The sequence below is a fragment of the Gammaproteobacteria bacterium genome (assembly GCA_041395445.1).
In the GTDB taxonomy this organism is placed as follows: domain Bacteria; phylum Pseudomonadota; class Gammaproteobacteria; order Xanthomonadales; family Marinicellaceae; genus NORP309.
On sequence record JAWLAO010000007.1, the window covers coordinates 116,000 to 129,977 of the forward strand.

Annotated in this window: 14 protein-coding genes; 6 read left to right on the top strand and 8 right to left on the bottom strand. The window is 36.8% G+C overall.

The genetic code is table 11. The features are described 5' to 3' along the window. Positions 1 to 7: 7 nt before the first annotated feature. Together R3F25_11715 and R3F25_11720 are read right to left on the bottom strand one after the other, a co-directional pair. Positions 8 to 1,210: a diaminopimelate decarboxylase gene (locus R3F25_11715; GenBank protein ID MEZ5497471.1), complete on the bottom strand. Its 1,203-nt coding sequence runs from the start codon at positions 1,208 to 1,210 to the stop codon at positions 8 to 10. 2 nt (positions 1,211 to 1,212) lie between these two features. Continuing rightward, complete coding sequence (locus R3F25_11720; GenBank protein MEZ5497472.1) at positions 1,213 to 1,683, bottom strand: SET domain-containing protein-lysine N-methyltransferase; 471 nt, start codon at positions 1,681 to 1,683, stop codon at positions 1,213 to 1,215. A gap of 373 nt (positions 1,684 to 2,056) precedes the next feature. Here R3F25_11720 and R3F25_11725 point away from each other — a divergent pair, with 373 nt between their 5' ends. Then, positions 2,057 to 2,383, top strand: coding sequence for an iron-sulfur cluster assembly accessory protein (locus R3F25_11725; protein MEZ5497473.1), 327 nt, complete (start codon positions 2,057 to 2,059; stop codon positions 2,381 to 2,383). 12 nt (positions 2,384 to 2,395) lie between these two features. Here R3F25_11725 and R3F25_11730 read toward each other — a convergent pair whose 3' ends face one another. The 4 genes from R3F25_11730 to R3F25_11745 form a co-directional block, all read right to left on the bottom strand. Next, complete coding sequence (locus R3F25_11730; protein MEZ5497474.1) at positions 2,396 to 5,425, bottom strand: efflux RND transporter permease subunit; 3,030 nt, start codon at positions 5,423 to 5,425, stop codon at positions 2,396 to 2,398. Between the two features lie 21 nt (positions 5,426 to 5,446). Then, positions 5,447 to 6,166, bottom strand: a complete 720-nt coding sequence (locus tag R3F25_11735) for an efflux RND transporter periplasmic adaptor subunit (protein MEZ5497475.1) — start codon at positions 6,164 to 6,166, stop codon at positions 5,447 to 5,449. Next, positions 6,163 to 6,804 carry a TetR/AcrR family transcriptional regulator gene (locus R3F25_11740; protein MEZ5497476.1) on the bottom strand — a complete coding sequence of 214 codons (642 nt, stop codon included), beginning with the start codon at positions 6,802 to 6,804 and terminating at the stop codon, positions 6,163 to 6,165. Before R3F25_11740 ends, R3F25_11735 begins: the two co-directional genes overlap by 4 nt. Before the next feature lie 95 nt (positions 6,805 to 6,899). Then, complete coding sequence (locus tag R3F25_11745; GenBank protein MEZ5497477.1) at positions 6,900 to 7,853, bottom strand: YafY family protein; 954 nt, start codon at positions 7,851 to 7,853, stop codon at positions 6,900 to 6,902. A 204-nt stretch (positions 7,854 to 8,057) separates the two neighbouring features. Between R3F25_11745 and R3F25_11750 the strand changes: the two genes are divergently transcribed. Together R3F25_11750 and R3F25_11755 are read left to right on the top strand one after the other, a co-directional pair. Beyond that, on the top strand, positions 8,058 to 8,594 hold the full coding sequence (locus R3F25_11750) for a DUF924 family protein (protein MEZ5497478.1): 537 nt from the start codon (positions 8,058 to 8,060) through the stop codon (positions 8,592 to 8,594). A gap of 12 nt (positions 8,595 to 8,606) precedes the next feature. After that, positions 8,607 to 9,035, top strand: a complete 429-nt coding sequence (locus R3F25_11755) for an HIT domain-containing protein (protein MEZ5497479.1) — start codon at positions 8,607 to 8,609, stop codon at positions 9,033 to 9,035. Between the two features lie 47 nt (positions 9,036 to 9,082). On the opposite strand, the gene R3F25_11760 is transcribed toward R3F25_11755, so the two are convergent. Together R3F25_11760 and R3F25_11765 are read right to left on the bottom strand one after the other, a co-directional pair. Further along, a complete protein-coding gene (locus R3F25_11760; GenBank protein MEZ5497480.1) occupies positions 9,083 to 9,562 on the bottom strand; it encodes a glutathione peroxidase in 480 nt (159 codons plus the stop codon). Between the two features lie 84 nt (positions 9,563 to 9,646). Continuing rightward, a complete protein-coding gene (locus tag R3F25_11765; GenBank protein MEZ5497481.1) occupies positions 9,647 to 10,063 on the bottom strand; it encodes an OsmC family protein in 417 nt (138 codons plus the stop codon). A gap of 93 nt (positions 10,064 to 10,156) precedes the next feature. On the opposite strand from R3F25_11765, the gene R3F25_11770 reads away from it, so the two are divergent. The 3 genes from R3F25_11770 (at position 10,157) to R3F25_11780 (ending at position 13,967) form a co-directional block, all read left to right on the top strand. Next, entirely contained in the window at positions 10,157 to 11,524 is a 1,368-nt protein-coding gene (locus R3F25_11770; GenBank protein ID MEZ5497482.1) for a CPBP family intramembrane glutamic endopeptidase, read from the top strand. Between the two features lie 308 nt (positions 11,525 to 11,832). Next, positions 11,833 to 13,008, top strand: coding sequence for a DUF3667 domain-containing protein (locus R3F25_11775; GenBank protein ID MEZ5497483.1), 1,176 nt, complete (start codon positions 11,833 to 11,835; stop codon positions 13,006 to 13,008). Further along, positions 13,008 to 13,967, top strand: a complete 960-nt coding sequence (locus R3F25_11780; GenBank protein ID MEZ5497484.1) for a threonine/serine dehydratase — start codon at positions 13,008 to 13,010, stop codon at positions 13,965 to 13,967. Before R3F25_11775 ends, R3F25_11780 begins: the two co-directional genes overlap by 1 nt. The last annotated feature ends 11 nt before the right edge of the window (positions 13,968 to 13,978 follow it).

The window sequence follows — 13,978 nt, forward strand, 5'->3', positions numbered from 1 at the left end:
GATTAGCTTAAAACAACAAATACTCGCTAAACTTCCCACGCATACAATGATTGGAGGACATGGATGATGAATAAGCTCCAGCGTTGATGATTGCAATATGCGTCATATCATCGGATACTGTAAACTCCAAATTTTCATACCAGACATCCAGAGCTTCGTTAATATTGCCGACAATGCTGAGTTTTTGAGTGATTCCGTTGGTTGACATTGCTACAGGAAGAAAAGGCATGTCGTAATAAGCCGGTTCCGGAGCCAGATTGAATCCGGCATTGACACCGAGAAAAAGTTTGTCCTTTTTGTATTCCAGATAAGTGGTTTCCAATAGCAATAATCCGGCATCCTTGGCAATGTATTCACCCGGTTCAACAGCCAAAGTGATATCAAATTGACCCAGGTTTTTATGAATAGTGGCTGCCCATTTGTTTAAATCGAGTGATTTTTCGGTTTCAGTATGAGGAACGCCCAAACCTCCACCAATATTTATCATATCCAAGTCCGGTAATTGTTCAATAAACCAATGGCTGGCTTTTAGCACGTTGGATAATTGTTCCAGTTCGGCATCGAGATAACCGCAACCGGTGTGGAAATGTAGTCGAGTGATTTTAAGCCCATGTTTTTTGGCAATTTGCAGAGCTTTTTCAAATTGTTCCCGATAGATTCCGAATTTGGTGATATTTTCACCGCAGTATTGCAGTTTTTCATTATTGGTACGGCAAATTCCGATGGCTGGATTGATACGAATACCAATCTCGCTATTCGGCTTTAGTTGTCCCCAACTATCAATGCTGTGCAAGCTGTCGCAATTCATCAGGAGTCCTGATTTCATTGATAATGATTGCAAGTCCGCTTTGGATAAACTGCTTCCTGTATAAGAAATTTCATTGGCACCAAAACCACAAGAAATTGCTAAATCGGCTTCTGCCGGAGAACAAGCATCAATTCCGCAAAGCCCTGATGTTTTTAAAAATGTCAGCAAAGGAGCAAAACGATTCGCTTTCATTGCGTAAAAGATTTTGTGCTTGTTTTTAAAACCATTCTCGTTAAGAGCTGATTTCAGCCTTTGCAGATTATTGATGACTCTTTTGGAATTGTAAATAAAACAGGGTGTTTCCAGTTGGTTTGCCAGTTGCTGAACTTGTCTCTCAGCAAATTGCAAGTTGTTGTTGTGATAGTGCAGGTCATTTCTTTCCCACCATTGCATGGATTTCATAGCTAGGGTCCGCTCAGTTTTTTCAAGGATGATAAGGTTTCATTCGTCAAAGGCATCTCTTTTCTGCCAAGAATTAAACCACGACAGTTGGCTGAACCACAGGAACAATGAAACTGTTTGTAAAGAACATCTTCAGTACTCGCATAATCCATATACAAAAAACTATTCGCTTTGATTTGGCGTAAGGCTCTTACAGTGCGGTTTTTCATATCGACAATGACATTCGGATTGCAGGAATGCAGCAGATATCCGACAAAGTATAAATCCAACAAGTGATTGGTTTCATCAATTTGTAAAGTGTGTTGAGTGATTTCTTGAGTTACTTCCCCATGTATTTTGGCTAGTAATTCTCCTTTTTTAAAAGGTTTATAACAAAATACTCCTTTGCCTTCGATACCATTTTTATCAACGACTTTAAAGTCTTTTGCTTGTGGAAACCATGGGTCGTCTCCGTATTCTTTAGGATATAACATGATGTTTTCTCATAAAATGTTAGTAAAAATACCCTTTCTGTGAATTGGAATTATTTCAGCCAAATCAATTTCGCCTTATACTCTTAAAAAAAAAATAATTAAAGTAAAATTTCATCTGCGATATCATTTTATTTACAATTTTTTTGCGTATTTTTTGGCAAGAAAAAGCTTTAAAAAACTAATGATTTAACATGTTGATTTTAAATGGATTTAATTAATAGAAGATAATGGAGTAAAATCAAGGTTGCAACCTCGAAATTTTATGTGATAGAAAATGTCACAGCTTCAAAATCAGTAGATTTTTATTATAAATACAGGAAGTATTTTGAAAATCAAATTATAATATCGGCTTTATAAATTTTAAATTGAAAATATGGCATTACATTTAACTCAAGCAGCAGCGGAGCGAATTGTAAAATTCCTGCAAAAAGATTCTGAATCCGTGGGTTTTCGCGTGAATGTGGTTAAAACAGGATGTTCCGGTTGGGGTTATGAAGTGGAAATTGCTCATCAAATTTCTGATGATGAGGTGGTTTTTCAGGATAAAGGAGTTGATTTGATTGTTTCACAAGAGGCTTTGGAATTGATTGACGGAACAGAAATTGATTTTGAACAACAAGGTATCAATCACGTTTTTGTTTATCACAATCCTAAAGCCACTGGTGAGTGTGGTTGTGGTGAGAGTTTTACAGTTAATTAATTCTCAAAATACTTAAATCTTCCCAACTTCATACCATTTTCTCAACCAGCGATCCAGCGGATAGAGAATTTTATAAAATGCCGGTACAACCAGAAGTGCCAGTATGGTTGAACTAATCAGTCCACCAATGATTGATAATCCAACCGGAGAGTTTAATTCGTGTCCGGCACCACTTCCAAAAGCTAATGGAATCATTGCTCCGACCATTGCAAAAGTGGTCATCAAAATAGGTCGGAGTCGTTTTTCACCCGCCTGAATCAATGCTTCATCAATCGTTTTACCTTGTTTAATGGCTCTGTTGGCAAAATCAACTACCAAAATAGCATTTTTACCAACCATTCCCAAAAGCAAAATAATCCCAATCATGACAAATAGTGAAAAATTATTGCCACTCAAACCCAACGCCGTTATAACGCCGGTAAATGCCAATGGCATGGTAATCATAATAATAATCGGTTGCACCAGAGATTCGTACAATGCGGCAAGAATCAGATAAATCAGAATGACCGCCAAGCCAACCGCTGTGCTGAATGAAACAGCAGTTTCTTTCATTCTTTCAACATCCCCTGAAAATGTGTAGTTATAACCTTTTGGAAGAATTTCGGGAAGTTTTTCTTCGACTTGCTCAACAATGCTATTGAGGGGAACTTCTTTCAGGTTGCTGCTAATCATGACTTTTCTTTCCCTGTCAAAGCGATTGACAGAGGCTATAGAACTCCCTTGTTCGATATTAATTAAGCCATCGAGGAAAACATATTCACCATTCGCACTTCTGATTTGGAGTTTTTTAAGGCTTTCCATATCGGCTCTGTTTTGGTCATCAAAACGTAAAGTGATGTCATATTCGCGACCTTTTTCCTCATAGTTGCTGATTTCAATATCGCTGGAATAGTTGGACGATAACAGAGTTGCAATTTGTGCGGCAGTAATTCCAAGTCTGGCAGAATTATGTCTGAGAATAGAAATGGTAATCTCTGGCTTGCCATCCTGATAATCGCTGTCAATATCAACAGCGCCTTCAAAACCACCAAGCATTTGAGAAACTTCATTTGAAATTTCCTTGAGTTTATCAAGGCTGTCACCTGTGATAACGATTTGTACCGGAGCGTTACTGGTTCCTGTATTTATTGGCGGAATTTTCTCAACCGCTAAGGTCATGTCTTTAATAAAGTCTAACTTTTCGCGGTATTGGTTGATAATTTCAACTTGTCCAATGCTACGCTCAATCACCGGTTTTAATTTGATGTAAAGCAAACCTTTGTGTGATTCGTTGGAATCGGTATAGCCAATGCTCAATGCATAGTATTCAACATTTTCATCTTTCTTGATCAGTTCAATGATGGGTTGCATCTTTCTTTGCATTTCCCCTAAAGATGTTCCGACTTCAGCTTTGGCGGTGATTTGAAACTCGCTGTTATCTTCGGTAGGTACAAAATCCATCCCGACATTAAATATTTTACCGGACAGAATTAACAAGGCAAAGGTCACTAAAACAGTGATATATTTAAAACGAATCAACGGCTTGAGAATGGCAACATAGCCGTTATCCAGTTTTTTTAGGTATTTCTCTGTCACCGCATGAAATTTGGATTCTTTGTGTTGTAACACTCTGGCACTCACTGATGGAATCAGCATGATTGCGACCAAATAAGAAATCACCACGCCGGAAGCTACAGTGATCGCAAAAGCGTTAAAAAACTTACCAACCATTCCGCTCATAAAAGCGATGGGAATAAATACAGCCAATAACATTGCAGAAATTGCCAGTAATGAAAAGGCAATTTCATGGACTCCTTCATAAGTGGCTTTGAAAGATTCGACGCCGGATTCCATCTTTTTGCTGATGTTTTCAATCACCACAATGGCATCGTCAATAAAAATACCAATTGCCAATGTTAAACCTATTAATGTGAGTTTGTTCAAATCATAACCAAGATAATTGATAATGGCAAAAGTTCCGATAATTGATGTTGGAATCGCCAGAGCAGAAACAATGGTCGCCGTGATATTTCTAAGAAAAGTGAACACAATAACAATCGCCAGAATAGCTCCAAATATCAAGTCAAATTTAACCTGATTGACGCCTTGCAGAATTTTATCGGATTGATCTTTAATGAGTGTGAGTTCAAAATCATCACCTGCAGTCTCTTTCAAGTTCGGAAAGATTCTTTTGGCTTCATTGATGATTTCGATGACGTTGGTTCCCGGTATTTTCATCAGGTTTAGCATCACACCTTGCTTTCCGTTAAAAGTGGAAATACTCACTTCGTCACTCAATCCATCATAAACCTGAGCGATATCTTGAAGTCGTAAACCGGGGCGAATTTCAATGTCTCTCAATGTTTGAATTGATTTGGCATCTCCCTGAAATTTAATAATTAATTCCTGAAGATTGTTAATGCTCTTACCTGAACTGGACTGAAAGTTTGCCGATGCAATAATTGTCTGTAATTCTGAGGAAGAAATTTTGTACTTGTTGAGAAGATAAGGGTCAACCATAATGCGTATCTCACGATCACGGTAACCATCCATATCAACATCGCCGACATTGGGAATTCTTTGCAATTTCGGTTTGATTTTTTCATCCACTAATTGCATTAATGTTGATAAGTCTCCGCTTTTGCTACTAATGAAAACACTTATCGCTTCACCGGCAGTACTGATTTTTTGTACTAACGGAGCTTCACTGTCATTTGGAAGAACGACCCCTCCAATCTTTTCCCTGACATCATTTGCAGCAGCTTCCAAATCTCTTTCCAGTTCAAAATGCACCACTACAAAACTCACTCCGGCATAACTGGTTGAAAACAGTTTGTCGATTTGGTTAATACCGGAGACAGCCTCTTCAATTTTGTCAGTAATTTTCGATTCTACAGTTTTAGCATCCGCACCCGGGTAAACTGTTTTAATGGTGATAATAGGAAAGTCAACATTTGGAAATAATGCCAACGGCATAGTTGTGTAGGATTTCAAGCCAAAAATAATTAACGCCATTACTGCCATTAAGATGGTAATTGGTCTGTTTATTGCAAACTTATACATAATTTAACGATTCCTGATTATTTATTCAGTAGCAGACGTAATAATTTTTCCTTCACCAAACATACCGACTTTGATGCCCTCTACAAAAACTTGAGCATATATTTTTCGGTTGTCTTCATTGGCCTGAGGATAAATTCGGTCAATTTTGGCTTTGTGTTGTTTGGAATCACCGTCAACGGTAAATATGAATGAATCACCTATCTTGACTTGATTGTTATACTTTTGATCAAACTCGGCAACGAGAACTCTTTGACTCGGACTTTGTATGGTGAAAGCAGTTTTAATCATCTGTCCGCTGACAACATCTCCCGATTCAATATATCTGTGAGTGATCACTCCATCGAAAGGGGCTGTCAAAATGGTTTTGGCAAAAATTGTTTTTTCATACTCAATTTTTGCAAGAAGACTTTCGTATGCAAGAGCATATTTATCCAGCTGAGATTTGTCGATGAGCTTTTTTGCATACAAATCTTTATGGCGTTCATATTCCAGTTTGGCGTACTTCAGCTCAACCTTGGTTGCGTTGTGTGTAGCAATCAAGTCATCGCTGACCAAAGTGGCAAGAACATCGTCTTTTTTCACTTCGCTCATGATATCCGCATTGATGTCTTTGACAATTCCACTATAACTAAAAGCCAAGTTGGCATTTTGTCTGGCGTGAACGGTAAATGTTGCATAAACCTCTTCTGCAAAGAGTTGATGGCTGAAAAGGAACAGGATAATTAATAATGATTTCTTCATTTTTTTATTTCGATAAGATTAAACAGGGTGTTGATATAATTTTTAAATTCTTTTTTGGTGTCTGTGTTGGTCAGCCAAGCTCTGAGCATAGCTCCGGACTCACTAATCATGATGCCGCCGATGAGGTTTTTGGACTCAGGAATAATTTCATTCTTCTCGATTCCTTCATTAATGATGTCGGTCAGCATGGATTTCATAAATGAATTGCACTCGGCATTAAATTGATGCATTTCATCCGCATTTGAATCAGACAAAGTGATACTGACAAACTCTTTGTAGGTTTCTAAATGTTTGGAATAATCTTTATCCTCTTGGAGTAAAAAATCCATGAGATAAAAAACTTTTTGTCTGGTTGATGTGTTTGAATCAGTTCGAGAAGCGATATCCTGCTGATGCTCAGCCATCAAGTTTCTGATGATTTCATAGACAACATCTTCTTTTTTTGAGAAGTATTCATACACCGTTCCTTTGCCAATTCCTGCGGTTTTTGCAATTTCAGCGACGGTTAAATTCTTTAAACCTTTTTCCAAAAGTAATTCTGTGCATGCAATTGCAATGTCTCTGCGTTTTTTGTCTTTATCTACAATTATAGCCGTAAATAGTTTATCCAAAATAATAAATGACCGATGGTCGGTCATTTTTAAATTTTACAGATTCAGAATCTAAATTCAATATTTATTTTGAAATATAAATCAATAACTGAAATTTAACTTGCTGATTAAAGCCGGAGAGATTATTGATAATTCTTTTGCATTTGCTCGATGGTTAATTTGACTTTTTCTCTGAGAGAATCCGGGCTAAGCACCGTGATATTTTCGCCATAGCGTAAAATATCCATCACCAACTCAGTGTCGTTGTTATAAGGCACTTCAAGGAATAACGAACCATCTTTCAATTCCATCAAATTTTGTTTGGAGTGCCATTGCTCTTTGGCAACCCAACCTGCGACTTGCTCCGACACTTTGAGGCGTGCGGTGTACTTCGGTTCACCGGAGAAAATTCCATAAGAGCCACTAAAATGCTCTTTCAGAAGTTTTTGATTGACCTCAATTGCGGGTTCATCGCAAATTTTACAACTGACAATTTGTTCTAATGCAAAGCTACGAATCGCTTCGCGTAAATGACACCATGAATCCAGATACCAGGCGTTTTTGTAGTTCGTTAATTTCAATGGTGAAATGCTTCTTTGGCTGGTTTCTTTTGTTGAGCGAGCCAAATATTCGATTTGTAGTTTTTTACCGTTCTGCAATCCTTGAAAAACTTGTGAAAAAATTTCCGGATCGGCTTTTCGGAACAGTGCATAAATGATTTGAATGTTTCTCTTATCCTTGATGCCGTGTTCTTTCAGCAGATTGGAGATGTTATTTAGCAAGCGTAAAAGAGGTTCTTTCAACAGACCTTTTTGTATATCTTCAAGAAGATGACTTGCCATTAAAAGAGCTTCAATTTCATCAGATTGCAATCTCAATCCGGGCAGTTCAAAGGAATCATCACCATGATAATAAAATCCACCGTTGTTGGCATCGGTCTCAATAGGAGCACCGTAACCATCGCGTAGGTCACCAATGGTTCGATAAACCGTTGCAATGGAACACTCAAGGCGTTCGGCAATGTATTCCTTGCTTATCGGATATTTCGCAGCTTTCAACATTTGATCCAAAAGATAGATTTTATCGTGTTTTTTCATAGCAAACTAAGTTTGGTTTCATTTTGAATTACTAGGCATTTTATACCATAAGTTTACAATGATGTTGTAGAAAAACTTTGCTAAGGTTTGAATTGGTAAATATTATTTTGAAACATAAGAGAGGTTTATACGCATAAGCGATATTGACCGAATTTAAGTAATATCGTAAACTCAAAGATTAAGAATGAAGAGGGATGGAGTCAAATGTACAAAGAAATTATCGATTTCTGGTTTGAAGAAATTGAGCCCAAACAATGGTGGCAAAAAAGCGAGGAATTTGACTCGTTGATTGAAAATCGTTTTGGAACGATACATAAACAAGCCATTTCGGGAGAATTGTTTCAATGGCGAGAAACATCTGTAGGAAGTTTGGCTGAAATCATTATTTTGGATCAATTTTCTCGTAACATGTTTCGTGATAAACCAGAGTCATTTGCTTATGATGCAATGGCTTTGACTCTTTCTCAAGTTGCAATTTCCAAAGGTTTTGATACGGAATTATCTCAAGCTCAGTGTGTGTTTATGTATATGCCGTTTATGCATAGTGAATCTCAGCTGATTCATGAAGAAGCTGTCAAACTTTTTACAGCTTTGGGAGTTGAAAGTAATCTGGAATTTGAGTACAAACATAAAACAATTATTGATCGGTTTGGTCGTTATCCTCATCGCAACGCAATATTAGGTCGTCAATCGACTGAACAAGAGATTGAGTTCCTTAAACAACCCAATTCCAGTTTCTGATTTTTTTAGCGTATGACAACAATCACTATAAATCCAAAACTCAAGGCCGATACTTTTGAACTTGGTCAGCTTAACGAACAAACATTATTGTTGATGAATAATTCTTTAGTTCCGTGGTTTATTATTTTACCAAACACACAAGAAACAGAACTTTTTAAATTGGATAAGGCTGAAAGAGCCAAACTGGATAAAAATATTGACTTACTTTCAGGGCTTCTTGTTAATCATTTCAAAACCGACAAACTGAACATAGCAACAATTGGCAATATTGTTTCGCAGATGCATGTTCATATTATTGGCAGAAGTGTTGATGATGCTTTCTGGCCGGGAGTGGTTTGGGGTCGTGTTGAAAAAACCGAGTACAAAAAAGAAGAAGTAGAAAGACTGATACAATTATTATTGCAAGAGTTTACGAATCATTTCTGTAAAGCTCACATCTAAATTTGCAAAGATGAAGAGCAGAAAATACTGCTCTTCATTTTAGAGATTTATGCAAGTGCCTTACTGATATATTTTTCAATATCTTTCGGTTTGGTGGTTGGAGCAAAACGCTTAATCGGTTGTCCGTCTTTACCAATTAGAAATTTGGTGAAGTTCCATTTGATTTTTTTCCCAAGTGTTCCTCCCAATTCATCTTTGAGATATTTGAATACAGGATGAGCATCATCACCATTGACGTCGATTTTATCGAACATTTTGAAGTCAACACCATAATTTTTGACACAAAAACTGGCTATTTCTTCATTACTGCCCGGGTCTTGCGATGCAAATTGGTTGCATGGAAAACCGAGAATTTCCAATCCCTGATCTTTGTAGTCCTCATATAATTTTTGCAAACCTTCAAACTGTGGCGTGAGTCCACACTTGCTCGCTGTATTAACAACGAGAACCACTTTATCTTTGTAATCGGACATTGAAACATCGTTGCCTGAAATATCGGTTGCGGAAAATTCGTAAAACTTACTCATAAATGTCTCCAAAAAGTTTAAGTTCATTATATGGGGAGAGATTCTTACAAATCAATAATGAGAATCAATTGCAATTAGAAAGCTCTAAACAATTTCAAAATCGTGAGTGATTTCGACAGTTTTCTCTAGCATTGCTGAAACCGAACAATACTTTTCAGCAGAAAGTTTAATCGCGCGTGAGACTGACTTCTCATCCAAATCTTCACCGGAAACTATAAAATGAAGGTGGATATCCGTAAAAATACGCGGGAACTCATCACGACGATTGGCAGTTGCCTTGATTTCGAGTTTAGTGATTTCCTTTTTGGATTTGGATAAAATTAATTTGACATCAATTCCGGCACAACCCATTAAACCCAGAAGCACCATTTCCATTGGTGAAGGTGCGCACTTTTCTCCGTCTTTGACAGTTGGTGCATCCATTATAACAGACTTGTGACTATCGGTTTTTCCGACAAAAGTATAATCTTGAAGCCAATGTGCTGTGACCGTTTGAGCCATTTTAATATTCTCCGATTGATTTAAAACTGAATATAGCGATAATAGTTCCAATAATTTTTTCTACAAGTCCTATCTTTCAGAAAGTGAAAAAAGTTGATTAAAATCAGATATATTCTTCCTGTTTTGATAATAATTTTTAGCTCCTGGTTGGTTTCGGTTTCTTTGACTCGAATACGAATTCAGACCGAAGCTGAAAATAAATTATTGAATTTACAAAAAGAAATTTCACCGTTTGTGTGGAATTTTGAGAGTGATTCTGATGTGGTATCATCGTATTACAAGTACTGGCAATATCGACAAGAGAAAGGTCTGTTGGGTGCCAAAAAAGGTAGTAATCCGCGAATTTCACTGAACTTTTCTTCCGAAATTATCAATAGTGGTATTCATGGAAACATAATCATCAAATCACCGCAAAACATAGATGCGAAGCTGCTCCTTCAAGCGAAACAACAACTGGATGATGATTATTTTTATTACAGCTATAACATTCCGTTGCAAGATAAAGAAAACCATATTGATTTAACAAAGTTGAGTTGGATTGGTCTGAGTGATATTTCAGAAGAAAAGAAACCCTTTAAATGGGGTAATCTGTCGCAAAAGATTTCTTCAATTGTTCTAATATTCGAAAATCCCAATGCGGATATTATACTTGATGAAATTTTATTACCATATTCTTCAACACCAATGACTGAGGCGACAACAGCAATTAATTGTGATGGTGATAATATCGAGACTAAAAATATACTTTTGTCAGATATCAATATTTTTGAATTGCAAGAGTACTGTCTTTTTCCGTCAAAATATATGTGGCTGAAAAGTCATTTGATAGAGAAATTTCCTGAAAGTATTCTAACAATTAAAGGCATAAGTTCATGGCAAAGTCCGAAATTACATAAAATCAATCATCAGTATAGTTCAATAGAGTCAATAAACGCTGTTTTGTATGCGTATGTACTACTTGTGTTGATTATTGTTTATTGGGTCTTTAGCAGAAAGCCAAAAGTCATAGACTCTTGGGTTTCAACTATTAGTGAACCTAATTTATTAAAATCCTGGCTATTTATTTTATCACCAACAATTCTGCTTTTCATTCCGATGCTTTGGATGAATCAATTTAACTTGGCGTTTTTGAATGCATTTCCTCAATACTTTGTTTGGGCAATGGTTCAGCAGTTTTTTCTGGGGTTTATACTGTCAGAAAAAATCTTTTTCACAAAAACATGTCATCGTTTTTATTCGGCTTTGGCAGCCTCTTTAATTTTTGCAACACTCCATTTGCCATCTTTTGCCATGTTTGGATTAACATTTGTTGCCGGATTATTTTGGGCTTATAGCTGGCTCAAATTTAAGAGATTGCTGCCTTTGGCTCTGTCTCACTCTTTGCTAGCACTAGTCTTGTATGCAATTATAGATGAATCGGTGCTCTATTCAGCAAAAGTGTTTCAATGGTTCTGGAAATAATTTGTGCAAATTTACACATTGATAATTATTCTCATCTCCTTATAATTTGAAGCTCGTGGGTAAACGCTACGACTTAGGTCTGGTCAAAGCCTAGACAGTAGCTATTTTAGTGGGATTGCACGGCTCCACGGCTGTGCGTTAGCCAGTTACACCGCCCGGTGTAGCTGGCTTTTTTATTTCCGGCATTTGTAAAAATCCAGAAAAAATTTGTAACCTTAAGCCTTATCTTTCGTCATTTATTTATAAATATTTCATACATCTTCTGTTTTTGTGTATATTTCATGTACATACGTTTATGAATAATAAAAATGACAAACTCTTCAAATACTTGTCCTAATTGTGAAAGTGTCAATTCACCGGAAGCTAATTTTTGCCTCAACTGTGGGCAAAAAAGAAAACTAAGAATACTCAGTGTCTGGTCGATTATTTCCGATTTTTTCTCAAGTATTTTTAATTATGACTCCAAAATCTTTACCACCTTGCGTGGTGTCTTTATCCCGGGGTTTTTAACAAATCAATTTCTAACCAATAAAAGAGTTTCCTACTTTCCTCCGGCACGGACTTTTATCTTTCTGATGTTTATATTTTTTGCCATGTTGTTTAAGGAATCCGGGCAATTAACTCTACAGAGTTCAACCAATGAAAATGATGATGTGGTGATTACAGGCGGTGGTGATGATAGTATTTATGACCTTATGGAACAAGGATACGTTGAACTGAGATACGATAAACTTATCTCAAAATTACGATATGAATTTAATAATCAAATTGAACTCTCTGAGAAGAAAATAAAGGTTTTGGAAAAAAGCCAAAGTGAGAAAGTTAAAAGTGTTCTAAAGTCCTCACCGGAGTCATTAAAAGAACAAATCCAACAACTGAAAGAGTCGATTGTAAAACTGGATGAAATTGAGAAGGACCTGAATATTGATCGAACAAAAACAACCAACATTAAGCTCGTATCAACAAAAACTTATGATATTAACATTTTTGATATCAGTAATATGCCTATCAATCAGTTGATTGAAAAATATGAAGTGAGTGGTTTTTTTGAAACTTTATTAATGAATCAGGCCTTGCGACTCAATAAAAATGCCACTGCATTTCGGGATTTCATAGTAAAAAATCTTCCTTGGGCTATATTACTTGAAGTGCTGTTAATCTCAATGGTTGGCAAGCTGTTTTATATTCGTACAAAGAGAAAATATGTCGAACATTTTGTTTTCTTTTTGAACCTCCGATCGATGATCTTTGTCACAGGAATTATAGCAATTCTGCTTCCATTGAGTTATGGATATTGGTTTTGGAGTATATTGGCAGCACTCATTTGGCTATTCAGTTTTATATCCATGCTAAAAGTTTACCGCCAATCAATTTTTATGACTTTACTAAAAAACATTGGGTTGGTCTTTTTTGATACGGTTATTTTATTCCTCTCTATCATTTTGGTCGTGATAGCCAGTTCACTCTTATTTGGAAATATTTAATGTACGATAAAATTACAATCAAGGACATCATCAAAGCTAGTCATGATGTTTATAAATTTCTTAAACCAACTCCGTTAAGACATTATCAGATTCTCAGTGATATGCTGGGTACAGATGTATGGCTCAAACATGAAAACCACAACCCAACCTGTGCTTTTAAGGTTCGGGGTGGAATTCATTTAATGTCCACTCTTACTGAAGAACAAAAACGTAACGGTGTATATACAGCTTCTACTGGAAACCATGGGCAATCGATAGCATTTTCAGCCCAAAAGTTTGGTGTAAAAGCCAATGTTTTTGTCCCAAAAGGTGCAAACCCCGGTAAAGTGGAATCCATGCGAGCTTTTGGAGCCAATGTTGAATTTTACGGAGATGATTTTGATCAGGCGAGGGCAGGAGCACTACAAGCGGCACAAGAAAACAAAGGAATGTTCATCGGCCCGACTGATGATGTTTTGATAAAAGGTGTCGGAACTTATGGTTTGGAAATCATCAATGAATTACCGGATGTGGACGTCATTATTGTTCCGGTTGGAGCCGGAAGTGGCGTTTGTGGGACAGCGATTGTTGCAAAGTCGATTAATCCTAAAATCAAAATCATCGGTGTTCAATCCGCACAAGCCCCGGCTCAACAACTGAGTTGGAAGATCTCAAAGCTCATAGAAGCCGAAAACCACACAATTGCAGAGGGCGTGGCGACCGGTGTACCGTTTATGAATACACAGGAAATTATGTGGGAACTGGTTGATGATTTTGTGCTGGTTGATGATAAAGAAATTATTTCAGCCAATAAAACTCTAATTGAAACCACTCATAATTTAATTGAAGAAGCATCGGCGGCAACTTTTGCCGCTGCTTTGAAATTAAAGTCAGCACTCAATGGCAAAAAAGTTGTCCTGGTGATGAGTGGCGGAAATATTTCAATGAAAAATTTATCAAGTTTATTCTCAATGGCATAATTCAGAAAGAT

Bases quoted from the DNA above. Each gene is read 5' to 3' on its own strand.
- R3F25_11715 (MEZ5497471.1), bottom strand. From the start codon at position 1,210: ATGAAATCCATGCAATGGTGGGAAAGAAATGACCTGCACTATCACAAC.
- R3F25_11720 (MEZ5497472.1), bottom strand. From the start codon at position 1,683: ATGTTATATCCTAAAGAATACGGAGACGACCCATGGTTTCCACAAGCA.
- R3F25_11725 (MEZ5497473.1), top strand. From the start codon at position 2,057: ATGGCATTACATTTAACTCAAGCAGCAGCGGAGCGAATTGTAAAATTC.
- R3F25_11730 (MEZ5497474.1), bottom strand. From the start codon at position 5,425: ATGTATAAGTTTGCAATAAACAGACCAATTACCATCTTAATGGCAGTA.
- R3F25_11735 (MEZ5497475.1), bottom strand. From the start codon at position 6,166: ATGAAGAAATCATTATTAATTATCCTGTTCCTTTTCAGCCATCAACTC.
- R3F25_11740 (MEZ5497476.1), bottom strand. From the start codon at position 6,804: ATGACCGACCATCGGTCATTTATTATTTTGGATAAACTATTTACGGCT.
- R3F25_11745 (MEZ5497477.1), bottom strand. From the start codon at position 7,853: ATGAAAAAACACGATAAAATCTATCTTTTGGATCAAATGTTGAAAGCT.
- R3F25_11750 (MEZ5497478.1), top strand. From the start codon at position 8,058: ATGTACAAAGAAATTATCGATTTCTGGTTTGAAGAAATTGAGCCCAAA.
- R3F25_11755 (MEZ5497479.1), top strand. From the start codon at position 8,607: ATGACAACAATCACTATAAATCCAAAACTCAAGGCCGATACTTTTGAA.
- R3F25_11760 (MEZ5497480.1), bottom strand. From the start codon at position 9,562: ATGAGTAAGTTTTACGAATTTTCCGCAACCGATATTTCAGGCAACGAT.
- R3F25_11765 (MEZ5497481.1), bottom strand. From the start codon at position 10,063: ATGGCTCAAACGGTCACAGCACATTGGCTTCAAGATTATACTTTTGTC.
- R3F25_11775 (MEZ5497483.1), top strand. From the start codon at position 11,833: ATGACAAACTCTTCAAATACTTGTCCTAATTGTGAAAGTGTCAATTCA.
- R3F25_11780 (MEZ5497484.1), top strand. From the start codon at position 13,008: ATGTACGATAAAATTACAATCAAGGACATCATCAAAGCTAGTCATGAT.